Genomic DNA, 20,551 nt, shown 5'->3' with positions numbered 1-20,551 from the left:
GGGGGGCCCCGGTTTTTTTTCATTTCCCGGGGGGGGTCTGGGGGGGGGGGCGCCGGCCCCGGGGGGGGGCCCCCCCCGGGGGGGCGGGCCCCCCCCCCCCCCCCCCCGACCGCGCACCGGGCCCGACGGTTCCCACCGTCGGGCCCGGTGCGCGCGGCGCCGTTGTCAGTACCCGGCGACCTCGTCCAGGCCGTGGCCGCGCAGCGGGACGAGGAAGCTGCGCTCGAACACCACCACGACCTCGCCGGTGGACTTCGCCCCGCTGGTGCGGCAGCGCACGATGCCCTGCCCGGGGCGGCTCTCGGACACCCGCTTGGCGAGGGTCTCCGTCTCCGCGTAGAGGGTGTCGCCGGTGAACACCGGATGGGTCATCCGGATGTTCTCCCAGCCCAGGTTGGCGATGGTGCGCCCGCTCGTCGACCGGGCGGTCATCCCGCCGACGATGCTGAGCGTCACCAGGCTGGAGACGATGGGCTTTCCCCAGGGGGTGTGCGCGCTGTAGGCGGCGTCGATGTGCAGCGGGGCGTCGTTCATGCTCAGCATGCTCATCAGCACGTTGTCGAGCTCGGTGACGGTCCGTCCGGGGCGGTGCTCGACCACCTCGCCGACCTCGAACTCCTCGTAGTAGCGCCCGACCACCTCGCGGTAGCGGCGCTCGCCGATCCGCCGGTAGCCGGCGGGTTCGGTGGTGTCCATCGCGGCTGCTCCCTGGTCCTAGAGGTCGGCGGTGAGTTCCTTGACGTGGCCGGCGAACTCGCGGATCAGCCGCTCGTCCATGTCGGCGCGCAGCATCAGCCGGAGCCCGGCCTCGCCCTTGGGCACGATCGGGAAGAACACCGCGGAGCTGTAGAAGCCGCGTTCGAAGAGCTGGGCGGACAGCTTGACCGCGCGCTCGCCCTCCCCGACGTCGACCCGGCGCACGGGCAGGCCGTTGCCCGCGAAGGTGGTCGGCAGCAGCTCGTCGAAGAGCTCGATGTTGCGGGCCAGCTTCGCCTGGAGCTCGCCCAGTTCGGGGGAGCGGTGGATGGCCGCGCTGGCCAGCGAGGCGCCGACCATCGGCAGCGGGATGTTCTGCGACCAGCCGATCGGGCCGGCGTGCCGGTGCAGGAACTCGAACTGCTCGCGGTTGCCGAGCATCGCGACGCCGCCGCTGGTGCCGAAGGCCTTGCCGAGGCTCGCGGTGATCACCGTCAGCGGGTTCATCTCCAGCCGGGAGCGGACGTAGCCCTCGCCGCGCTCGCCCGCGATCGACAGCGAGTGGGAGTCGTCGATGTAGAGGAACAGCCCGTAGCGGTCCTGGAGTTCGAGCAGGCCGTCGAGGGCCGCGGTGCCGCCCATCGAGTAGGCGCCGTCGGCGACGTAGGCGACGCGCGGGTACTTGCGGCAGATGTCCTCCAGGTAGTTCAGGTCGTTGTGCGGACAGGTCAGCACCAGCGACTCGTCCGCGCAGACCGGCTTCATGTACGCCATGCAGAAGTGGCAGAAGCGGTCGAAGACCATCACCCGGGGCCCGCCGCCGCCCTGACAGGTGCCGTCCAGGTGGCCGGAGGCGATCAGCGGCAGGATGCCGGCGGTGAGCGTGGTGCAGGACGCTCCCGGCAGGATGTGGGCGCCGAACAGCTCGCCGAGTTCCTCTTCCATGCGCACCAGCAGGTTGTGCCGGATCCGGGTGGTGGAGAGGACCAGCGAGGTGCCGCGGGCCTCGGTCAGCGCGTCCACCGCGCCGGCCAGGATCGCGGGGTGGTTGTTCAGGCCCAGGTACGAGCAGGAGACCATGTTGGCGAACTCGTGGCCGGTCTCGCGGACGATCAGCCGGTTGTTGGACTCCGAGTCCGCCGTGATGCCGATCAGGCCGTTGGCGGCGGCCGCCTGCCACACCGGGTCGGCGGCGGCCAGCATGGCATCGGCGTTGCGGTACCGGCGCGGGCCGAGGATGGATTCGGTCATCGTCACTTCTCCGTCGCGTGGGTCGGGGGGTCGGTGGGCGCGTGGTCCTGCGGTCGGTGCGGTGCGTGCGGTGAGGGGTGAGCGTGGTGCGCGTGGGGTGAGACGTCGGGCCGGGGCGGGTCGAACTGCTCGATCAGGCGCTGGGAGGCCTCGAAGAACGGCATGCCGACCATCACCCCGTCCACCACGGTGACCGAGCGGCCGTTCTCCAGACCGGCCGCGACCACCCGGCGGGCTCGTTCCAGCAGCTCCTCGTCCGGGCTGAACATCTCGTTGATCAGCGCGAGTTGGCGCGGATGGACGGCGATCTTCCCGCTGAACCCGAAGTCCCGGGCGAGCCCGGCCTCCCGGCGCAGCCCGACGAGGTCCGAGACCTCGAAGAACGGCGCGTCCATCGCCTCCACCCCCGCCGCCCGGGCGCTGTTGACGACCCGTCCGCGGGCGTGGGACAGGGCGTCCCAGGAGAGCCGGGCGCCGACCGCGAAGGCGTAGTCCGCCGAGCCGAAGACCAGCCCGCGCAGCCGGTGTCCGGCGGCCGCGATGGCGGGCGCGTGCTCGATGCCCAGCGGCGTCTCCACGACCGCCAGGAACTCCGTCTCCGGGCAGTCCGCGCCGAGCGCGCCGGCGGCGATCTCGATGTCCCGGGGGGACTCCGCCATCGGGATCAGCACCAGGTCCGGTTTGACGCGGTACCGGGCGATGGCGATCAGGTCGCGCAGACCGTCCGGTCCGGACAGGGTGTTGATGCGCACCGCGCTGCGCGCGAGCTTGGCGGACGGCAGGGCGAAGAACTCCTCGGCGAGGTGACGGGCCTCCTCCTTTCGGGCGGGTGGGACCGAATCCTCCAGGTCGACCATGGCGATGTCGGCCCCGGACTGGTGGCTCTTGGTGTACCGCTCCACCGCCATCGCGGGTGTGGACAGGAGGGAACGGCAGTACCGCGTGAACCTCATGGATATCTCCGAAGTCAGCGAAGGCTGCGGGTTCCGGTTCTATCCCAACGGCTTTGTTCGGCGCCGTGCGGCTGGACATTGAACATCAACTCGGAACAACCGACCCGCACGCACCATTGTTTGACGCCAACGGTCCTGTGCATGATGAATCACCGGGGGGGATGGACACGAGGCGCGCGCGGCGCGTGTGACGCGTGAGCACTCAAGGTTTCAGGACACCGCTTCAACGGAGAAGGGGGCCGTAGTGCCGCGTCGGGAAAGTCCGCTGGACCCTGGTGACGGGCCGCTGCTGCGCTTCGCGGGCGATCTACGGGCCCTTCGGCAGAGCGCCGGAAGTCCGCCGTACCGTCAACTCGCCCTGCGGGCCCATTGTTCGGCGGCCAGCCTGTCGGTGGCCGCGGGCGGCCGTCGGCTGCCCAGCCTCGCCGTGACCGTCGCCTATGTGCAGGCCTGCGGCGGGGACGTGCGGGAGTGGCGGCACCGCTGGCAGCTGCTCGCCGCCGAACTGGCCGCCGACACCGCCGCCCGGCGGCGCTCCCAGGACGCCGGACGCGCCCCCTACCCGGGCCCGGCCGCGTTCGAGGCGGTCGACGCCGAGCGCTTCTTCGGCCGGGAGGCGCTGCTGGACCGGCTGGCCGCCCTGCTGGCCGAAAAGCGGCTGGTGATCCTCTCCGGGCCGTCCGGGGCGGGCAAGTCCTCGCTGGTCAGAGCCGGTCTGCTGGCCCGGCTCGGCGGGGCCGCGGGCGCCGCGGCGCCCGCGGGGAGAGCCGGGGCCGGGGGCGGAGCGCGCCGGCCCCCGGCCGACGGCGGTGCTCCGGTGGCGCTGCTGACCCCCGGTGAACGGCCGATGGAGGCGTTCGCGCTCGCGCTCGCCCGGCTCGGGCAGCGGGCCGGGGAGACGGCGCGGGGTACGGCCGGTCCGACGGCCGGGGATCCGGTGCTGGTGGTGGACCAGGGCGAGCAACTGCGCACCCGCTGCCGGGACGCCGCCGAGCGGGCACGCTTCCTGGACGCGCTGCTGGCGACCGCCGGGGGCGCTCCGGGCGAGGCGCCGGACGGGCTGCCGGTGCCGGCACCGGCCCGGTGCCGGGTGGTGCTGGTGCTCCGCTCCGACCAGTGCGGGCCGCTGTTCACCGAGCACGCCGGGCTGGCCGAGGCCGGCCGGCACGCGATGCTCTCGGTGGGCCGTCCGGCGCCGGACGAGCTGCGGCGGGCGATCACCGAGCCGGCGTTACGCTCCGGCTGTACCGTCGAGGGCGCCCTGCTGGCCGTCCTCATCTCGACCGCCGCGCAGCAGCCGGGCGCGCTCCCGCTGGTGTCCGCGGCGCTGCTGGAGACCTGGCGGCGGCGCAGCGGCAACGCGCTCACCCTGGCCGGGTTCCAGGCGACCGGAGGTTTCGAGGGCGCGCTGGCCCGGACGGCGGAGACGCTGTACAACGGGCTGGATCAGGCCGGCCAGGAGCGGGCGCGCGCGGTGTTCCTGCGGCTCGGCGGGGAGTTGCTCGGGGCCGGCGAGGACGCGGCCGGCGGCGCGATGGCCCTGGACGACGGCTTGACGCCGGGCGGTGGACTCCTGGCGGCGGACCTGCTGCCGGGAGGCGACGAGGGCACCCGCCGGCCGGTCCGGCGGGCCGAGTTCGACGACCCCGGCGTGCCCGAGGTGATGGAACGGCTGGTCCGGGCCCGGCTCGTGGTGGTGGACCGGGACACCGTCGAGCTGTCCCACCACGCGCTGCCGCAGGCCTGGCCCAGGCTGCGCGAGTGGCTGGCGGAGGGCCGCGAGGGGCTGGGGGAGCAGCGCAGGCTCTCCGCGGCCGCCCGCGGCTGGGCGGCCTCCGACCGGGATCCGGAACTGCTGTACCGGGGCGTCCGGTTGGAGCAGCTCATGCGGCGGGTGGCGACCGGCGAGCTGGCCGCGGCCGGGGTCGAGCGGGCCTTCCTGGCGGCCTCCGCCCAGGCGGCCGTCGCGGACCGCCGCCGGGCGCAGCGGCAGAGCCTGACGGTGGCCGGGGTCGCCGCGGCGGGCGGGGCGCTGCTGGCCCTGGCGGGTGGGAGCCGGATCCGCCGGGCCTGGCGGTGGTGAGCCCCGGGACGTGGGGCGCAGCCGCGTCGGCCGGGTGGTGATCGGGCCGGTCGTCGGGGTGTTGATCAGCGTCGGAGTGCGGGAGTCGAACAACGGGCGGGCCGGGCGGAGGGGCGTGGCGGCGGCCTGTCCGGTGCCGATCACGGTCCTTGCGCGGCCGTCGGTCGTCCGGGTAGCTTGACGTCGATCCCGGCCTTCGAAAGGTGAATTCGGCTGCCCGGCCGGGGATTTCCCGTACGCCGCGGTCGGCCGGAGCCGGCCCGGCGATTGATCCGTCCCGATTTCCGTCGCTGGTTCCGCGTGTTCGGGGCCTCCGCTCCGTCGGCGGCGCACGGTCTTTCGGCGCCGACCGGGCGCTGCCGTCCCGCGGTGCGCTTCCACCCCGTCCGGTTCCGATCCGTTCGGCTTCGATCCGTCGCGTGCGCCGTCCTGTCTGCGTTTTTCCCCAAAACCCGTGTCAAGGGAGAGCCATGTCCGATTCGGCCCGTCCGGTCCACAGCTGGGACGAATTCACCACACTGCGGGAGATCGTGGTCGGGACCGCCGTCGGCGCCCGGCTGCCCGAGCAGACCGAGCCGTCCTCCTGGCTGTCCTGCTTCCCGAAGACCAGTGCCGCCGACCTCGCCTCGATCGAGGTCGGCCCCTACTCCCGACAGGTCGTGGAGGAGACCGAGGAGGACCTGGACGCGCTGGTGGCCACCCTGCGCGGCCTCGGCGTCACCGTCCACCGGCCCGAGCCGGTCGACCACGCGGCCGAGTTCGCCTCCCCGCTCTGGAAGGCCGACGGCGGCTTCCACTCCTACTGCCCGCGGGACCTCACCCTGGTGGTCGGCGAGACGGTGATCGAGGTGGCGAGCCCGATGCGGCAGCGCTACTTCGAGGTGTTCGGCCTGCGCGGACTCTTCCAGGACTACCTGCGCCGCGGCGCGCGCTGGGTGGCCGCTCCCCGGCCGCAGCTGAGCGACGCGCTCTTCGAGCTCGACGAGGACGGGCTCCCGCTGCTGGGCGAGGCCGAGCCGGTCTTCGACGCCGCGAACGTGCTGCGGCTCGGCCGGGACGTGTTCTACCAGGTCTCCCGAAGCGGGAACGAACTCGGCCTGCGGTGGCTGGAGTCCACCCTCGGCCTGCTCGGTGACGGCGGACTGCGGCTGCACCCGCTGCGCGACATCTACGGCTACACCCACATCGACAGCACCATCGCGCTGCTGCGGCCGGGCCTGGTGCTGCTCAACCCCGAGCGGATCAGCCCGGACACCGTACCGGAGCCGCTGAAGGGCTGGGACGTCCTGTGGTGTCCGCCGGCCGAGCCCGCCGGGGACACGCCCGAGCACGCGCTCAGCGAGAGCTGGATCAGCATGAACCTGCTGATGGTCTCCCCGGACACCGCGATCGTCGAGTCCGGCCAGGAGAGCCTGATCAAGCTGCTGGAGCACGCCGGGATCACCGTCCTGCCGCACCGGCTGCGGCACTCCAGGGTGCTCGGCGGCGGCTTCCACTGCGTCACCCTGGACACCCGGCGCGACGGTGGGCTGGAGGACTACCTGTCCTGACCGGGCGGGCGCGCGAAGAGCCCGGCCGACGTCCGTCGGCCGGGCCCGTGCCGCCCGGGGTCCGCGCAGCTCGGTTCGACGAGCCGATCAGCGCTTGCGGGCCAGCGCGCAGGAGATCATCCGCTCCCACACCGTGCCCTGCTCGCTGTGGCGTCCGGACGCCGGGGCGGGGAACGGAGTCGCCGCGGGCGACGGCGATCTGACGGGGGCAGGGCTGACAGTGCCGGATGGCAGAGTGCACCCCATGAACATCACCACCACGCCGCACAGTTGGGACGAGTCGGTGGCCCTCTTCGAGCGCCGCGGCCTGCCCGTCTCCTCGTACGAGAACCTCTACGAGGAGTCGTACGACGTCCACGCCGGCGCCCTGTCGGTCGACGGGCACCTCGACCTCGACGCCGCGGAGCCGGAGGGCACCGGCTGGATCGTCGACGGGGACCTCGACGTCACCGGCGCCGTCCTCAACACCGACGACGGCTGCCCCGCGCTGATCGTGCTCGGCGACCTGCGGGCGGCCGCCGTCTACCTGGAGGGGGACGCCAAGCTGCTGGTGCGCGGCAGCGTCCACGTGGAGGCCTTCGTCGGCAACATGACCGACAAGCTGGTCATGCTCCACGGCGACCTGCACGCCCGGGTGACGGTACTGTCCGGGGAGTTCGAGCCCGACCTGATCGAAGGCACCCTGCACGGCCCCGTGCTCGCGCCGGCGTACCTGGCGCCCTCCGGCACCGGGATACCCGCCGCCGGGACGGTGCTGGTGCCCGAGGTCCTGTGCACCGGCACCGACGACGACCCGGACGACCTGCGCGGCTTCGACGCCCCCGGCGTCCACGGCGGCCGCCTGCTGCGCCGGATCGAGGCCGGGCTGCCCGTCACCCTGGCCGTCGGACGTGCCTAGGTCTTCCGGATATCGGGCGCGACCACTCGCCCCCGTGGCGCAGACTGGGGGCGCGAACTTTTCACACTGGAGGACGGATTCTCATGGCTGACCGGCCGTTGACGCTGATGGCGGTGCACGCCCACCCCGACGACGAGGCCACCGGGACGGGGGGTGTCCTCGCCCGGTACGCGGCGGAGGGCATCCGCACGGTGCTCGTCACGTGTACGGACGGCCGGTGCGGGGACGGGCCGGGAGGGGTCAAGCCGGGCGAGCCCGGGCACGACCCGGAGGCCGTCGCCGCGATGCGCCGGCAGGAGCTGGAGGCCAGCTGCGAGGTGCTGAAGGTCAGTCACCTGGAGCTGCTGGAGTACGCCGACTCCGGGATGATGGGCTGGGCGAGCAACGACGCGCCCGGGTCGTTCTGGCGCACGCCGGTGGAGGAGGGCGCCGCCCGCCTCGCCGAACTGATGCGGCACTACCGGCCCGACGTGGTGGTCACCTACGACGAGAACGGGTTCTACGGCCACCCCGACCACATCCAGGCCCACCGCATCACGATGGCGGCACTGGAGTCGGTCGAGGAGCCGGCGTCGAAGGTCTACTGGACGACGGCGCCGCGCTCGGCGATGCAGCGCTTCGGCGAGGTCATGCGCGAGTTCGGCGGGGACTGGGAGGAGCCGGACCCGGCGGAGGCGGCCGAGATGCCCGACATGTCGGAGATCGGCCTGCCGGACGAGGAGATCACCACCTGGGTGGACACCACCGCGTTCGGCGGCCGGAAGTTCGACGCCCTGGCCGCGCACGCCAGCCAGGGGGAGAACATCTTCTTCCTGAAGATGGGCAAGGAGCGGTTCGGCGAGCTGATGGGCGTGGAGACCTTCCTGCGGGTCAAGGACACCACCGGCGCGGCCCTTCCCGAGAACGACCTCTTCGCCGGCCTGCGCTGAGCCCCCGTCCGGGCACGGAAACGGGCCGACTGCGAGGCGGATGGGCCTCGCAGTCGGCCCGGTGCGGACGAGGTGTCCGCAGGTGGGTCCCGTCAGAGCAGCGCGGCGCCGACGATCGGGCCCACCGTCTTGACGACGCTCCAGGCGTCGTCCCAGAAGCTGTCCGCCTCCACACCCGGATTCCGGCCCAGGGCACCGCCGGTGCGGCCGGTGCGGTCGACCGGCGGGGCGAGCCTCGGGAGCTGCGGGGTGGGGGACCACGCCCGGTGTTCCTCGCGGACGTTCTCCATGGTCATGGTCGCTCTTCCCTTCGTGTGTGCGGGGATGGGTGGCAGTGGTCAGTAGAGGCCTCCGATGGGGGGTGGCGGGGGCGGCAGGCAGCCGGGGGTGGGGGCGCCGCCGCAGGCCCAGGGGGCCGGGTCCGCGAAGCTGGGGCCGTAGATCCCTCCGGGGCCGTCCATGATCAGTGTGGTCGGGTGCTCGGCGGGATCCGCGCCCGCCTTCAAGGCGGGGGCCACCACGCCGGTCGGCCGGGGGCCGCCGGTGAATCCGACGGGCATCCGGACGGGCGGTGAGACCGCGTTCCGGTCGTCGCCGACGTCGACGGTCTCCTTGTACACCTTCAGGTACGCGTCGTAGCCGACCGTGCGGTCGATCGGCGGCCTCTGGGGCGGTGGCTGCTCGTACATGGTCCTGCCTCTCCTGTTCGGTGCTCCGGTGGCCGGCCGCGGACGGCTCCGTCACCGGGCGGGGTGGCCGGCGACGGACCGCTCGGGCCCGTCGCCGGCACGGGGTACCTCGTCAGAAGATGCTGGAGGCCACGTTCGCGAGAGTGCCCGCGAGCTTGCCCCAGTCGAAGTCGGCCTCGACGCCCGGGGTGTCGCCCAGGGCGCCGCCGGTGCGGCGGGTACGGTCCACCGGCTCGGCCAGCTTCGGGAGCTGCGGAGTGGGGGACCACGTCCGGCGTTCCTCACGGAATTCTTCGTTGGTCATGTCTGCTCATCCCTTTCTGGTGGTGCTGGTGACACTCCGTCCTGCGCCGGTCCCGCGGGGGCGGGCCGTCAGAGGGCGGCGTAGCACATGCTCCGGGCGGGGCCGGTGAGGCCGGCGCAGGTCGATCGGGCCGGTGCGACGCCCGGTCCGCCGGGCAGCGGGCCGGCCTCGTCCCGGCCGTCCCGGCGGACGGGTTGGGCGAGGACCGGCAGTCTCGGCGTGGGCTTGGGGAGCGCTGCGGGGGTTTTCATGATCCGCCTCCTCCTGACGGGTGGCGTGGGCGCGTCCGGTCGATGCGGACACCGGCGGTGCCGGGTGTTCAGGACTCGAGGAACTGGTGGGCCGGCGCCAGGGTGACGGGGAACTCGTCGCTGACGTCGATCGTGAACAGCATGGACACCCGCGCGTGCCGGTCGTCCTCGGGGTCGAAGAAGGTCACCTTCACGTCCTGGCAGTCCGATCCCATGCGGCAGTACGGGCTCTTCGCGACGGAGATGGTGTCGATGCAGTAGAGGGAGATCGGCTGGTCGGCCCTGCGCACGGTGCTGGGGACGCTCTGGCCCAGCAGCATGGCCTTGCTGATCGGGCCGGCGACCGAGAACGCGTTCGTCCCGGCCGAGTTCAGCGCCCGGTCGGCGGAGGTCTGCCCGAGGTTGCGGAACTGGTAGTAGACCTTGTCCAGGAACGCGTCCATGGTCTTGCGGATGTAGGCCTCGTCGACCGTCAGCGAATCGTGCACCGCCTGGTGCAGGACGGCCTGCACCACGGCGTCCACCAGCTGCTTCTGGTACCAGATGTAGACGCCGCGGCTCTTGACCTCGACGACCGGCACGACCTGTCCGGAGAACAGCCGGACGGTCCGGTCGGTCAGCCGGCCGGGTATCGAGATCCGGGAGATGTAGCCGTCCTCGTCCTGGGTGTACTTGTGCTGGCCGAGGTACGCGTCCCGGAACGACCGGTAGATCGTGGACACCGGGGCGGCGGGCGCGGCGAGTGCCAGCAGGGCGTCCGCGAGCCTCCTGCGGTCGTTGACGATCGCCTCCACCTCCGCCCTCGACCCGAGCTGCACCAGGGGGTTGCTGGTCCAGTCCATGCCGGCCGCGGGTTCGGCCTCCAACGCGTAGACCGGTGTGCTCTCCAGGTTCAGCGTCCAGGTGACCTTGTCGGAGGCCCACGGGTTGGCGGTCAGGTACTTGTGCAACTGGTCGGCGTCGTAGGGGTTGGCGGGCAGTTCCTTCGTCACACCGGGCTTGCCTTCGACCGGCACCTCGACCGGGTCCATCAGCTGGCGGAAGCTGTCCCGGCGGGCCTCGGTCTGGAAGTCCACGCCGACCTGGCCGATCGCGAACACCAGCGGGCGGTTGTTGGTGGAGGCGCAGGAGGGCCGGACGCCGCCGCCCGATGACGCGCCGCCCGATGACGCGCCGCCCGACGGAACGGACCCTGACGGCGCGGCCCCCGGCAGCCCGGCCCCCGAAGGCCCGCCGCCCTGGCACGCGCAGGGGGCCGCCGGGGCCTGGCCGAGCGCCGTCACGCCGGTGGACGGCGCGGGCGCGGCCGGGGCGGGCGCGGCCAGTGGCGTGGGCGGCGGGACGGCGGTGGCGCCCGCGGGCTGCGCGCCCGAGGCGGTGGCACCCGTCACCCCGGCGGCGGCTCCGGCCGGGGAGAGGGCTTCGTACGGCGCGCTCTGCGCGGCCTGGTAGGCCTGGACGGCCTCCGGACCCGGTGCGGCCTGCGCCGCGGGGACCGCCTGCGCGACGACCGGGACCGCCTGCGCGGCCGGTGCGGCCTGGGCGGCTTGAACGGCCTCGGCGGTGGCGACGGGAACGCTCTGGGTGTCCATGGTGCTGGCTCCCTCGTGCGAGTCGTAAGGGGAGGTCCCGAGCAGCGAGGGTGCGCCGGCCGTGGCGACCCCGACCTCGGGGGAGAGGGTGGTGCGGCGGGTGCCGTCCGCCGTGGGCCCGGCACCGGCCGGGCGGTCCGTCAGGTCTCCTCGGGTGATCAGCTCGTAGGCCCGGGCCGCGTCCAGGTGGCCGACCAGTCGGCGCCGGCACTCCGGTGCGTCGGCGGGTGAGCAGGGCACGGACCGCGCGCCGCGCAGCAGGGCCTGGCCGGCCGCCCGCGGGTCGGGCGGGTGCCCCGCGCGCACCTGCGCGCCGAGCAGCACGGCGGCGACCCCGGACACCAGCGGTGTGGCGAAGCTGCTGCCGGTCAGGGCCACGCTGCCCCCGCCCGGGGCGGCGCCCTCGATGTCGCTCCCGGGGGCGAGGACACCGCGGGTGGCGTACGCGGAGCCCCAGTTGCTGATCTCCAGCGGCTCGCCGTCGGGCCCCGCCGCGCCGACGGCGAGCACCGTCGGGACGGAGGCGGGCACCTGGGCGCAGTCGCAGCCGTCGTTGCCGACGGCCGCGACCACCAGGACCCCGCTCTCCTCGCACAGCCGCAGCGCCCGCTCCAGCATGGGGTCCGGCTGGACGTCCCGGCCGGCCTCGCCGCCGCTGATGTTGATGACGTTCGCTCCCTCCTGCACCGCGCGTTCCACCGCCCGGGCCAGGTCGAGTTGGGGCACCCGCCCCTCGCCCGCGTCCGTGAAGACCGGCAGGAGCAGTCCGCGGCAGTACGGGGCGATCCCGGGCAGCGGGCCGTCGGGCCGGCCGAAGAGCAGGCTCGCGACATGGGTGCCGTGCAGCGACATCGGGCCGGAGCCGGCGGGTTCGGTGACCAGGGTGTCCAGCCGGGTGAGGTCCGCCCCCTCGAAGCAGGGGTGCGACAGGTCGACGGGACCGTCCAGGACGGCGATGCACACGGCCGGGTCGCCGAGGAGTCCGTCCTCGGGGGCGGGCACGCCGCGCAGCACCGATCTGGCCTTCATGGGGGATCGCCTTCCGGTGGTGGGCGGGACGTCGGATGCGCGCTCCGCCGATCAGCAGGTGGTGCCAGTCAACGGGTCGCCCGTCGCGCGGGTGTGCCGGGCAGCGTCACGGCCGGCGCGGGGGCGCCGTCGCGGACGCGTCGCCTCCGCGTGGCGGATCCGCCGTGGCCGTTCTCCGCGTCACCGGCCGGTGGATGCACGCACCGTGACCGCCGACGGGCCCGCGGATCGGACGACGATTCCACGACGAACCGGCTAAGCCCCCAACACCCGTTCGGGGGCGGCCCATTAGGGTGTCGGCCGGTCGACCGCGGGGCGTGGTCGTGACGGTCGGCGACGACGGCCGTGACGCCAGGGCGGCGTCACCGCGACGCCGCCGCAACGTCCGGGCGACGCGCGCGCGACGGAGATCCGGGGCCGGACGGACACGGCCGTGACGGGCCACGGCCGCAACCGGGCCGCGCCCGAACGGGTGCGGGCGGCGGTGTGCCGCGCCAGAGTGGGGGTGTGGTGTGGGACGGTCCGCGCATCGAACTGCTCCGGGGCTTCGAGGCCACCGGTGAGGGGCACCGTGTCGCCCTCCCGGTGAGTGCGCAGCACCTGCTGGCCTTCCTCGCCCTGCACGACGACGGTGTGCCGCGCGGAGCGGCCGCCGAGCGGCTCTGGCCGGACTGCACCCAGCGCCGCGCGGCCGCGAACCTGCGCACCGCCCTCTACCACGTGCGGCGGCGCGCGTGGGCCGTCCCGGTCGAGAGCCCGGGGCAGTGGCTGCGCCTCGCGCCGGCGGTCCGGGTGGACCTGCGCGCCGCCCGCCGCTCGGCACGCCAAGTCGTCGCCGGGCTCGACCGGTTGCCGACGAGCTGCGACGAGATCGTGGACGACCTCGCCGCCGAACTGCTGCCGGGCTGGGAAGAGGAGTGGCTGACCCTGGAACGCGAGCGGTGGGACCAGCTGCGGCTGTACGCCCTGGAGGGCCTGGCCCACCAACTGTGCGATGCGGAGCGCTACTTGTCGGCGCTCCAGACCGCGCTGGTGGCGATCGCCATCGACCCCGTCCGGGAGACGGCCCACCGGATCGTGGTCGAGGTGCACCTCGCCGAGGGCAACCTCGCCAGCGCGCTGCGCTCCTACCAGCACTACCGCTCGTTCCTTCAGCGGGAGCTCAACGTCGCCCCCTCGCCGAAGATGACCGGCCTGGTGCGCAACCTCCAGCGGATGTGACGGCCCGCCGGGATCCGTCGGATCCGGCCCTACAGCCCGCGCAGGACGGAGAGCAGCAGGTCGATCTCCTCCGGGGTGTTGTAGACGTGCAGGCTGACCCGCACCGAGCTGTCGCTCTCGCCGGCCCGTGCCTGGCAGTGGCCGTCGGCGCGCACCATCAGGCCGTGGCTGGCGAGGATGAAGCCCAGGTCGTTGGAGCCGATCCCGCGGTGCCGGAAGGTGACGATGCCCTCGCGCCGCTGGACCTCGGAGTCGGCGGCCAGGCTCGACTGGCAGCCGAGGACCTCGTACGGGGCCAGGGTGCGCAGCCCGTCGGTGAGTCGGGCGGCCAGGGCGGTGTTCCAGCGCTGGATGCGGTCCGGCCCGGCGGCGTCGAGCCAGTCCAGGGCGGCTTCCAGCCCGGCGATCCCGCTGGTGTTGGGGGTGCCGCTCCAGCCGCCGGGGGTGAAGACCGGGCCCCGGGTGTTGCGGGCCCACACCGCGCCGGTGCCGGGCAGGGCCATGGCCTTGTGGCCGGAGAAGACCACGAAGTCGACGTCCAGGGCGCCGACGTCCACCGGCAGGTGGCCGACGCTCTGCGCGGCGTCCAGGCAGATCGGCACCCGCGGGCCGACGGCGGCCCGGATGCGGTGGACGTTCATGTCGCCGCCGTACACGTGGTGGACATGGGTGGCGGCGACGAACGCGGTGCGCGGGGTGACGAGTCGGGCCAGCGCGCGGTGGTCGTAGTCGTGCGAGGCCGGGTCGTACGGCAGCTCGCGCACCGTGATGCGCATGCCCTGGGCGGCCAGCAGCCGCTGGGCCTCCAGCCAGGGCAGGGCGTTCGCCTGGTGGTCGGCGAACGGCACGATGATCTCGTCGCCGTCCCGCAGGTGGTGGGGGAGCCAGTCCCGGGCCACCGTGCGCAGCCCCTCGGTCGCGCCGCTGACGAAGTGGACGCCGGAGCGCTCCTGCGGGGCCGGGTCGCCGAGGAAGCGGGCGACCCGGGTGCGGGTGCGGTCGACCAGCGCGGTGGTGGCGTTGGCCCAGGTGTAGGTGCCGCGGCCGGCGTTGGCGTTGGCGGTGGTCAGGTAGCGCTGGACGGTGTCGAGCACCGCGCGGGGCTTCTGGGAGGTGGCCGCGCTGTCCAGGTAGGCCTGGTCCGGGTTGCCGGTGACGATGGGGAACTGGGCGCGCAGTTCGCGGTGCCAGTCGTGGAGTTCGGCGAGGATCGCGTCGGGGGTCGTCATGGCCGGCGCCGCTCAGTCCCGGACCAGCGGGGCGCCCGCGTCGCGCCAGGCGATGATGCCGCCGGTGAGGCTGCGCGCGTCCCGGTGTCCCATCCGGCTGAGCAGCGCGGCGTACCGGGCGGACTTCTCGCCGACCGGGCAGGCCAGCAGCACCGGCTGGTGGGTGCCGAACGGCAGGCCGCCGTGCAGGAGTTCGTCGAACAGCTCGTCGACGATGTTGATCGATCCCTCGATGTGCAGGGCCGCGTAGGCCTGCGGGCCGCGCAGGTCGACCACCAGCGGGCGCTCCTCGGCGATCCACTTGCGGGCGGCGTCGACCTCGATGGTCCGGGCGGCGGCCAGCTCGGCCGGTGTCACGGCCTCCACCGAGTTCGGCCGGGCGGGCTGGTTGAACAGTTCGGGCCGCCGGCGGCGGACGTAGCTGAGGTAGCTCTCCACCCGGTCGCAGGCGATGAACACGGCGGTGCGCCGTTCGCCGGTGCCCTGCCGCGTCAACTCGGCGTCCACGGTGCGCAGGTGGCGCAGCGCGCCGAAGAGGGCGCCGCCGCTGGTGGGGCCGGCCGGCAGGCCGCAGCGGCGCACCAGGGTGAGCATGCCGTCGATGGCCTCGTCGGCGGTGACCGACGCGATGGTGTCATAGGTGGCCGGGTCGAACAGCCCGACTTCGTGCACCTCGTCGATGGTGCGGATGCCGGGGATGAAGTCGGACTTGTGGGCGACGAGTCCGAGCACCTCGACGGCCGGGTGGTGGGCGCGCAGCACGGCCGCGACGCCGGTGGACGAACCGGCGGTGCCGACGCAGGCGATGAAGTGGTCCGGGGCGCGGCCGTCGAGGTCCCGGACGATCTCCGGCCCGGTGCCGGTGAGGTGGGCGTCGACGTTGAGCCGGCTGAAGTACTGGTCGGTGTGCAGGTAGCCGGAGTCGGTCTCGGAGAGCATCCGGTGGATGCGGGTGAGCGGGTCGTCGGTGTCGGTCGGGTCGAGGCACTCGGTGCGGCCGGGCAGTTCCTCGATCTCCGCGCCCAGCAGCAGGAGCAGGTCCTTGATCTCGGGGACCTTCATCCGGTTGGTGACGCTCCTGAAGGGCAGCCCGTGCAGGCCGGCGATCAGTGCGAGGGCCTTGGCGGTGTTGCCGCTGGACAGTTCCACGATGGTGTCGCCGCGCTCGACGGCGCCGGGCAGGGCCTCGCGGGTCATGTTCCAGGCGGCGCGGTCCTTGACGGACCCGAAGGGGTTGAGCATCTCCAGCTTGGCGTACAGGTCGATGTGCCGCAGGCCGGTGACCGCCGGGTCGATCCGGACCAGCGGGGTGTTGCCGATGGCGTCGGTGATGCTGTCGTACCTCATGGCTGTCCGTCCCCCCGGTGTTCCTCGGCCGTCGTGACGTCGACGGGCCAGTACTGCTCGTCCAGGCGCCAGCGCCAGGCGCCGTCCTGCCGGTACGCGGCGACCTTGCGCGCCACGGGCTGGCGCAGCGCCCGGCCGGCGCTGAAGTCCATGAGGTAGCCCGCGGTGTTGGCGAAGGCGAGCAGGTCGCCGGGCGCGGGGAGGCGGGGCAGGAAGACCGTCCGGCGGGTGATCAGGTCGGTCTCCAGGCAGAGGTTGCCGATCAGGTAGACCCCGACCGGGTCCCCGTCCGGGGCCCCGGCGGTGCGCTCCGGCGCGCCGGGCCGGGGGACCAGCAGAGGGTCCATCAGTACCCCGTGCTCCTCCAGGCCGACGTCCCGCGCGTTCATCTCCAGCCGCACCAGGGGTTCGCCGGCCGCCGTGCGCCGCACCTCCAGGACGCGGGCGAGGGTGGCCCCGCACTGGTCGGCCAGGGCCCGGCCGGGCTCCACCGCCAGGTCGTAGAGGTTCTCCAGGAGCAGTGTGCCGAGCGGCCGTCCGAGCGTGGGCGCCGGGGAGGAGAGCAGTTCGTCCAGGTAGGCCGCGGCGGCCACCGGGCGGTGCGCCGGGTACAGGCCGAGGGCGCCGCGCAGCCGGCCGGACTCGGCGCGCAGCCCGTAGCCGTGGCCCTGCCAGGTCAGCGGGGGGCGCTTGCCGAGGACGGCGTCGGTCAGTTCGGTGGTGTACCGCTCCCACTGGGCGCCGTCGGCCAGGTAGTCGACGCCGAAACCGCCGCCGATGTCGACGGTGCGGGGCCGCAGTCCCCGGCGCCGGCACTCGTTCATCACGGTGACGCAGGACTCCAGGGCGACGGCCTTCTCCGCCAGGCCGGTGGTGTCCAGGTGGTAGGCGACGCCGGTCGTCTCCACGGCGTCGCGGTGGCGTTCCAGCGCGTCGAGCAGCTCGTCCAGTTCGGCGACGTCGGTGCCGAACCGGCTGGGCCGGGTGAGCACCGTGACCCCGGGTGCCAGGAAGCCCGACAGCCGGGGCATGACGCGCACCCGGGGCAGGGCCTGCTTGCGCACCAGCTCGGCCAGGTCGTCGAGTTCGGCGCGGGAGTCCAGGTGGACGGTGACGCCGGTGCGGGCCGCCAGCCAGAGGTACTCGCGGTTCTTCGGCCCGGTCGCCATGATCCGCTCGGGAAGGCAGCCGGCCCCGAGCGCGTGCTGGAGTTCGGCGAGCGAGGCGACGTCCACTCCGGCGTCGGTCGCGGCGAGCCGGCGGACCAGGGCGCTGGAGCGGTTGGCCTTGTGGGCGAAGTGGATCCGGCCGGTGAGGTGGTGCTTGCGGTAGACGGCCTGGAAACGCGCCAGGTTGTGCGCGATCTGCTCGGGCAGGAGCAGGTTGAGGGGCGAGCCCAGGGCGTCGGTCAGCGTGTGCAGGAGGTCGCGTTCCTCCAGGAGGGACCGGAGCGGGGCCTCCAGGCGTGGTTCGAGATACAGCGGTAAGGGCCGCATGCGAAACCAGCTCTCCGTGAGAAGTCGGCGTGCGGGGGCAGCAGCCGCCGACAGGCTGCCCCGTGTCGGCCCGCGTCCCCCGGCGGTCCGCGCGTCGGCGTGGGCGCGCGCGGTCGGACGCCGCGTGCGGCTCCCACCGCGGCGGGCGTCGGCGACCGAGGGAAACCGTAACCCTTTCCCCGGGTGATCGACAGGGCGCGTTCGCCACGCCATCGCAAAGACTGTGCCAGGGCGGAACGGGCTGGTCCGGATGGGTCCGGCGGGCGGGTTCGGCGGGCGGGGTCAGCGCAGGGCGACCAGGACGGAGCTGGTGCCGTACTGCCACACCGGTCCGGCCTGCCGGAAGCCGGCCTCGCGCAGCAGTTCGCCGTGCCGGGCCGCCGACAGGCCGTTGCCGGCGCCGTCGGTCGGGGGCAGCTGGCGCTCACGGGCCGTCAGCAGGTCGGCGAACTCGGGGACCCGCCCGGCCGCGGCCCACCACTGGGACCAGTCCTCGGCGGCGTCGGCGCCCCGGCGCTGGGCGCGGCGCCGGCCGATCGCGAGGGCGAGCTCGGCGAGCGGGCGGTCCTCGGGGATGAGGTGGTCGCCGTTGACCAGGACGCCGCCGGGCCGCAGCGCGCCGGCGAGGTCGCGGTAGATCCCGAGCAGGGCGTCCGGCGGCGGGTAGTGCAGCGCGGTGGTGGACATCACGGCGTCCAGCGGGCGGTCGAGTCCCAGCTCCTCGACCCAGCCCGGGCGGCCGATCAGGGTCTCGACCCAGCGGGCGACCTCGGGGTGCCGGGCGCGGCCGAGGGCGAGCAGCAGCGGGTCGATGTCGACGGCGAGGATCTCGGCGTGCGGCAGGCGGGCCGCGACGCGCGCCGACAGCGATCCCGGGCCGCTGCCGAGGTCGGCGATCAGTGGCCGCTCGCGGTGGCCGACGGTCTGTTCCAGCACGTCGGCGATGACGGTGAACCGCTCCTCGCGTTCCACCGCGTAGCGTTCCTGCTGGCGCTCCCAGCGGTCCACCCAGGTTCCGGCCAGGGCGGCGTCCACTCGCATCCCGACTCCCGCCGTGTCCGTGCGCATTCGAGGCTTCGCCTTCCGCCCATGCTTGTCATGTTCATCGAGCCCCGCAACCGGTTCGGCGCGAGATATGCAGCGAAACGATATCCGTTTTCATCTGAAGGTTTCCACTCGATGTGCCGGGAACGGTCGCAGGACCGCCGCCGGAGCCGACGAAGGCCCGGGCGCACGCACCCGCCCGGACCAGCCGGACTGCGGCCCCGGCGCGGTCGGGACCAGGCTGGACCCTGAGCCCGGTGACGGCGGGCCACCGCCCGGTGCGATCCTCCGCCGCCGTCGAGTCGAGGAGGAGAGATGGCCGACCAGCCTGAGGACAAGGGCCGCATCGTGGTCGGGGTGGACGGCTCGGAGCCGTCCGAGCGGGCCCTGCGCTGGGCCGTGCGCCAGGCGGAGCTCACCGGCGGCGCGGTGGTGGCGGTGATCGCCTGGGAGTACCCGACCTACCACGGCGCGCGCGGCTGGTTCCCCCCGGGGATCACCGACGAGGCGGCGCTGGAGGGCCGGGCGCGGCAGGAGGCCGACCGGGCCGTCCGGCAGGCCGTGGGGGAGGACCCGCCGGTGGAGGTGCGCACCGAGGCGCGCCACGGCTCCCCGGCGGGTTCACTGGTCGAGGCGGCCCGGGGGGCGGACCTGCTGGTGGTCGGCAGCCGTGGGCTGGGGGGCTTCGCGGGGATGCTGCTGGGCTCGGTGGCCCAGCACTGCACCCGGCACGCCACCGTCCCGGTCGTGGTGGTGCGCGACGAGGAGACGTGAGCGACCGGCGGCCCGGGCCCAGCCCGGGCACCGTGGTCAGCCGAAGAGGACGGCGGAGGCCGACGGGACGGCCAGCGAGCCCGCCCGGCGCGGGACTCCCGTCGCGCCGTCCACGTCGAACCAGGTGACGTCGCCGGAGTGCTCGTTCGCCGCGTACAGGCGGGTGCCCGTGGGGCCGAGCACCAGGTCGCGCGGCCAGCGGCCCCCGCAGGGCACCGAGGTGACCACCCGGGCGCGCTCGCCCGTGCCGTCGAGGGCGAGCACCACGATGGTGTCGGTGCCGCGCTCGGCCGCCCACAGGAACCGGCCGTCGGGGGAGACCACCGGGGCCGACGGGGAGACCGGGCCCTCGACGCCCTCGGGGAACAGCGGGACCTCCCCGACCGGGTCGAGTGCCCCGGCCGCCGCGTCCCAGCGGCAGACCGTCACGACGGGGCGCAGCTCGCCGAGCACGTACGCGTGGCGGCCGGAGGGGTGGAAGGCGAGGTGCCGCGGGCCGGTGCCGGGCGGCAGTGCGGTCTGCGACCGCACGGCCAGCTCGCCCGTCGCCGGGTCCAGGGCGCAGATCCGCACCGAGTCGGTGCCGAGGTCGACGCTGAGCACCCAGCGCCCCGAGGGGTCGGGGAGCACCTGGTGGGCGTGCGGGGCCTCCTGGCGCTCCGGGTGCGGCCCGCTGCCGCGGTGGCGCAGCACGGTGCTTGGGGGCCCGGGGGTGCCGTCGTCGGCGAGCGGCAGCACGCTGACGCTGCCGGAGCCGTAGTTGGCGGTCAGCAGGTGGCCCTGGCCGAGGCTCAGGTGGGTGGGGTGGTCCCCGTCCACCGGGACCGGGGCGCCGAGCGGGCGGGGCGCCGGACCGGCGATGTCGTGGGCAGTGACGGCGCCCGGCTGCGTCTCGGACACGGCGTACAGCACCGGCCCGTCCGCGGCCTGCCCGACGGCGAGGTAGGACGGGTCCACGGCGTCGACGACACCGGTGGCGGTCAGCGCCCCGGTGTCCGGGTCCAGCGAGGCCAGGACGATCCCGCGCCCGCCCGTCGAGGTGAACGACCCGATGAAGGCCCGCTCCGCGCCCCTGTCAACCATCGCAACCTCCGCCGTCCGCCGTTTCGCGCTCAGACGCTAGCAGCTGCCCCGGTCGCCCGGCAGGGCCACGCGGGCGCCGGGCGGGCGCCGGGCGGGTCGGCTCCGGGCGCGCGGTGCGCCGATTTTCACCGG

The 20,551-nt window shown here is 74.1% G+C and carries 19 protein-coding genes; 6 read left to right on the top strand and 13 right to left on the bottom strand.

Translation table 11 applies throughout. The features are described from left to right. Positions 1–165: 165 nt before the first annotated feature. Genes ACFWP2_RS23800 through ACFWP2_RS23790 form a run of 3 tightly spaced genes read right to left on the bottom strand, consistent with a single transcriptional unit; the run spans position 166 to position 2,900 of the window. Positions 166–696, bottom strand: a complete 531-nt coding sequence (locus ACFWP2_RS23800; protein WP_380454594.1) for a MaoC family dehydratase — start codon at positions 694–696, stop codon at positions 166–168. An 18-nt stretch (positions 697–714) separates the two neighbouring features. Then, a complete protein-coding gene (locus ACFWP2_RS23795) occupies positions 715–1,947 on the bottom strand; it encodes an aminotransferase class I/II-fold pyridoxal phosphate-dependent enzyme (RefSeq protein ID WP_380454592.1) in 1,233 nt (410 codons plus the stop codon). Between the two features lie 2 nt (positions 1,948–1,949). Then, positions 1,950–2,900, bottom strand: a complete 951-nt coding sequence (locus tag ACFWP2_RS23790) for an HpcH/HpaI aldolase/citrate lyase family protein (RefSeq protein ID WP_380454590.1) — start codon at positions 2,898–2,900, stop codon at positions 1,950–1,952. Positions 2,901–3,144: 244 nt separating this feature from the next. Here ACFWP2_RS23790 and ACFWP2_RS23785 point away from each other — a divergent pair, with 244 nt between their 5' ends. The 4 genes from ACFWP2_RS23785 (at position 3,145) to ACFWP2_RS23770 (ending at position 8,360) form a co-directional block, all read left to right on the top strand. Then, entirely contained in the window at positions 3,145–4,983 is a 1,839-nt protein-coding gene (locus tag ACFWP2_RS23785) for a hypothetical protein (protein ID WP_380454588.1), read from the top strand. A gap of 470 nt (positions 4,984–5,453) precedes the next feature. Beyond that, entirely contained in the window at positions 5,454–6,533 is a 1,080-nt protein-coding gene (locus tag ACFWP2_RS23780) for an inosamine-phosphate amidinotransferase 1 (RefSeq protein WP_380454585.1), read from the top strand. A 244-nt stretch (positions 6,534–6,777) separates the two neighbouring features. Further along, positions 6,778–7,431 carry a hypothetical protein gene (locus tag ACFWP2_RS23775; RefSeq protein ID WP_380454583.1) on the top strand — a complete coding sequence of 218 codons (654 nt, stop codon included), beginning with the start codon at positions 6,778–6,780 and terminating at the stop codon, positions 7,429–7,431. 83 nt (positions 7,432–7,514) lie between these two features. After that, complete coding sequence (locus ACFWP2_RS23770; RefSeq protein ID WP_380454581.1) at positions 7,515–8,360, top strand: PIG-L family deacetylase; 846 nt, start codon at positions 7,515–7,517, stop codon at positions 8,358–8,360. A 92-nt stretch (positions 8,361–8,452) separates the two neighbouring features. Here the strand turns inward: ACFWP2_RS23770 and ACFWP2_RS23765 are convergent, their stop codons facing one another. From ACFWP2_RS23765 to ACFWP2_RS23745, 5 genes are all read right to left on the bottom strand, one after another. Next, positions 8,453–8,656, bottom strand: a complete 204-nt coding sequence (locus tag ACFWP2_RS23765; protein WP_380454578.1) for a hypothetical protein — start codon at positions 8,654–8,656, stop codon at positions 8,453–8,455. Between the two features lie 42 nt (positions 8,657–8,698). Continuing rightward, on the bottom strand, positions 8,699–9,049 hold the full coding sequence (locus ACFWP2_RS23760) for a hypothetical protein (RefSeq protein WP_380454576.1): 351 nt from the start codon (positions 9,047–9,049) through the stop codon (positions 8,699–8,701). Positions 9,050–9,161: 112 nt separating this feature from the next. Further along, on the bottom strand, positions 9,162–9,353 hold the full coding sequence (locus tag ACFWP2_RS23755; RefSeq protein ID WP_380454574.1) for a hypothetical protein: 192 nt from the start codon (positions 9,351–9,353) through the stop codon (positions 9,162–9,164). A gap of 68 nt (positions 9,354–9,421) precedes the next feature. After that, the gene (locus ACFWP2_RS23750) at positions 9,422–9,604 is read right to left on the bottom strand and encodes a hypothetical protein (RefSeq protein ID WP_380454572.1); all 183 of its coding nucleotides are present in this window, start codon (positions 9,602–9,604) and stop codon (positions 9,422–9,424) included. 68 nt (positions 9,605–9,672) lie between these two features. Then, on the bottom strand, positions 9,673–12,225 hold the full coding sequence (locus ACFWP2_RS23745) for a S8 family serine peptidase (protein ID WP_380454570.1): 2,553 nt from the start codon (positions 12,223–12,225) through the stop codon (positions 9,673–9,675). Between the two features lie 507 nt (positions 12,226–12,732). Between ACFWP2_RS23745 and ACFWP2_RS23740 the strand changes: the two genes are divergently transcribed. Further along, positions 12,733–13,446 (top strand): BTAD domain-containing putative transcriptional regulator, encoded by a 714-nt coding sequence (locus ACFWP2_RS23740; protein ID WP_380454568.1) that lies wholly within the window; start codon positions 12,733–12,735, stop codon positions 13,444–13,446. 29 nt (positions 13,447–13,475) lie between these two features. Here the strand turns inward: ACFWP2_RS23740 and ACFWP2_RS23735 are convergent, their stop codons facing one another. The 4 genes from ACFWP2_RS23735 to ACFWP2_RS23720 all read right to left on the bottom strand — a co-directional run bounded on the left by ACFWP2_RS23735 (position 13,476) and on the right by ACFWP2_RS23720 (position 18,559). Beyond that, entirely contained in the window at positions 13,476–14,675 is a 1,200-nt protein-coding gene (locus ACFWP2_RS23735; protein WP_380454566.1) for an aminotransferase class V-fold PLP-dependent enzyme, read from the bottom strand. 12 nt (positions 14,676–14,687) lie between these two features. Next, positions 14,688–16,022, bottom strand: coding sequence for a pyridoxal-phosphate dependent enzyme (locus tag ACFWP2_RS23730; protein WP_380454564.1), 1,335 nt, complete (start codon positions 16,020–16,022; stop codon positions 14,688–14,690). After that, positions 16,019–17,518 carry a Y4yA family PLP-dependent enzyme gene (locus tag ACFWP2_RS23725; protein ID WP_380454562.1) on the bottom strand — a complete coding sequence of 500 codons (1,500 nt, stop codon included), beginning with the start codon at positions 17,516–17,518 and terminating at the stop codon, positions 16,019–16,021. The genes ACFWP2_RS23730 and ACFWP2_RS23725 overlap by 4 nt, the downstream gene beginning before the upstream one ends. Before the next feature lie 282 nt (positions 17,519–17,800). Next, positions 17,801–18,559, bottom strand: a complete 759-nt coding sequence (locus ACFWP2_RS23720; protein ID WP_380454560.1) for a class I SAM-dependent methyltransferase — start codon at positions 18,557–18,559, stop codon at positions 17,801–17,803. A 318-nt stretch (positions 18,560–18,877) separates the two neighbouring features. Here ACFWP2_RS23720 and ACFWP2_RS23715 point away from each other — a divergent pair, with 318 nt between their 5' ends. Then, complete coding sequence (locus ACFWP2_RS23715) at positions 18,878–19,336, top strand: universal stress protein (RefSeq protein WP_380454558.1); 459 nt, start codon at positions 18,878–18,880, stop codon at positions 19,334–19,336. 36 nt (positions 19,337–19,372) lie between these two features. Here ACFWP2_RS23715 and ACFWP2_RS23710 read toward each other — a convergent pair whose 3' ends face one another. Further along, positions 19,373–20,419, bottom strand: a complete 1,047-nt coding sequence (locus ACFWP2_RS23710; protein ID WP_380454556.1) for a lactonase family protein — start codon at positions 20,417–20,419, stop codon at positions 19,373–19,375. Between the last annotated feature and the right edge of the window lie 132 nt (positions 20,420–20,551).

It is taken from the genome of Kitasatospora sp. NPDC058444 (assembly GCF_042721415.1).
Taxonomy (GTDB): domain Bacteria; phylum Actinomycetota; class Actinomycetes; order Streptomycetales; family Streptomycetaceae; genus Kitasatospora.
The sequence above is the reverse complement of the archived record's forward strand: the minus strand, read 5'-3'. Positions and strand labels throughout refer to the sequence as shown.

Excerpts from the sequence above, each read along its gene's own strand:
- ACFWP2_RS23780 (WP_380454585.1), top strand. The coding sequence starts at position 5,454 with ATGTCCGATTCGGCCCGTCCGGTCCACAGCTGGGACGAATTCACCACA.
- ACFWP2_RS23745 (WP_380454570.1), bottom strand. The coding sequence starts at position 12,225 with ATGAAGGCCAGATCGGTGCTGCGCGGCGTGCCCGCCCCCGAGGACGGA.
- ACFWP2_RS23760 (WP_380454576.1), bottom strand. The coding sequence starts at position 9,049 with ATGTACGAGCAGCCACCGCCCCAGAGGCCGCCGATCGACCGCACGGTC.
- ACFWP2_RS23730 (WP_380454564.1), bottom strand. The coding sequence starts at position 16,022 with ATGAGGTACGACAGCATCACCGACGCCATCGGCAACACCCCGCTGGTC.
- ACFWP2_RS23765 (WP_380454578.1), bottom strand. The coding sequence starts at position 8,656 with ATGACCATGGAGAACGTCCGCGAGGAACACCGGGCGTGGTCCCCCACC.
- ACFWP2_RS23715 (WP_380454558.1), top strand. The coding sequence starts at position 18,878 with ATGGCCGACCAGCCTGAGGACAAGGGCCGCATCGTGGTCGGGGTGGAC.
- ACFWP2_RS23725 (WP_380454562.1), bottom strand. The coding sequence starts at position 17,518 with ATGCGGCCCTTACCGCTGTATCTCGAACCACGCCTGGAGGCCCCGCTC.
- ACFWP2_RS23755 (WP_380454574.1), bottom strand. The coding sequence starts at position 9,353 with ATGACCAACGAAGAATTCCGTGAGGAACGCCGGACGTGGTCCCCCACT.
- ACFWP2_RS23800 (WP_380454594.1), bottom strand. The coding sequence starts at position 696 with ATGGACACCACCGAACCCGCCGGCTACCGGCGGATCGGCGAGCGCCGC.
- ACFWP2_RS23775 (WP_380454583.1), top strand. The coding sequence starts at position 6,778 with ATGAACATCACCACCACGCCGCACAGTTGGGACGAGTCGGTGGCCCTC.
- ACFWP2_RS23735 (WP_380454566.1), bottom strand. The coding sequence starts at position 14,675 with ATGACGACCCCCGACGCGATCCTCGCCGAACTCCACGACTGGCACCGC.
- ACFWP2_RS23720 (WP_380454560.1), bottom strand. The coding sequence starts at position 18,559 with ATGCGAGTGGACGCCGCCCTGGCCGGAACCTGGGTGGACCGCTGGGAG.
- ACFWP2_RS23790 (WP_380454590.1), bottom strand. The coding sequence starts at position 2,900 with ATGAGGTTCACGCGGTACTGCCGTTCCCTCCTGTCCACACCCGCGATG.
- ACFWP2_RS23710 (WP_380454556.1), bottom strand. The coding sequence starts at position 20,419 with ATGGTTGACAGGGGCGCGGAGCGGGCCTTCATCGGGTCGTTCACCTCG.
- ACFWP2_RS23770 (WP_380454581.1), top strand. The coding sequence starts at position 7,515 with ATGGCTGACCGGCCGTTGACGCTGATGGCGGTGCACGCCCACCCCGAC.
- ACFWP2_RS23795 (WP_380454592.1), bottom strand. The coding sequence starts at position 1,947 with ATGACCGAATCCATCCTCGGCCCGCGCCGGTACCGCAACGCCGATGCC.
- ACFWP2_RS23750 (WP_380454572.1), bottom strand. The coding sequence starts at position 9,604 with ATGAAAACCCCCGCAGCGCTCCCCAAGCCCACGCCGAGACTGCCGGTC.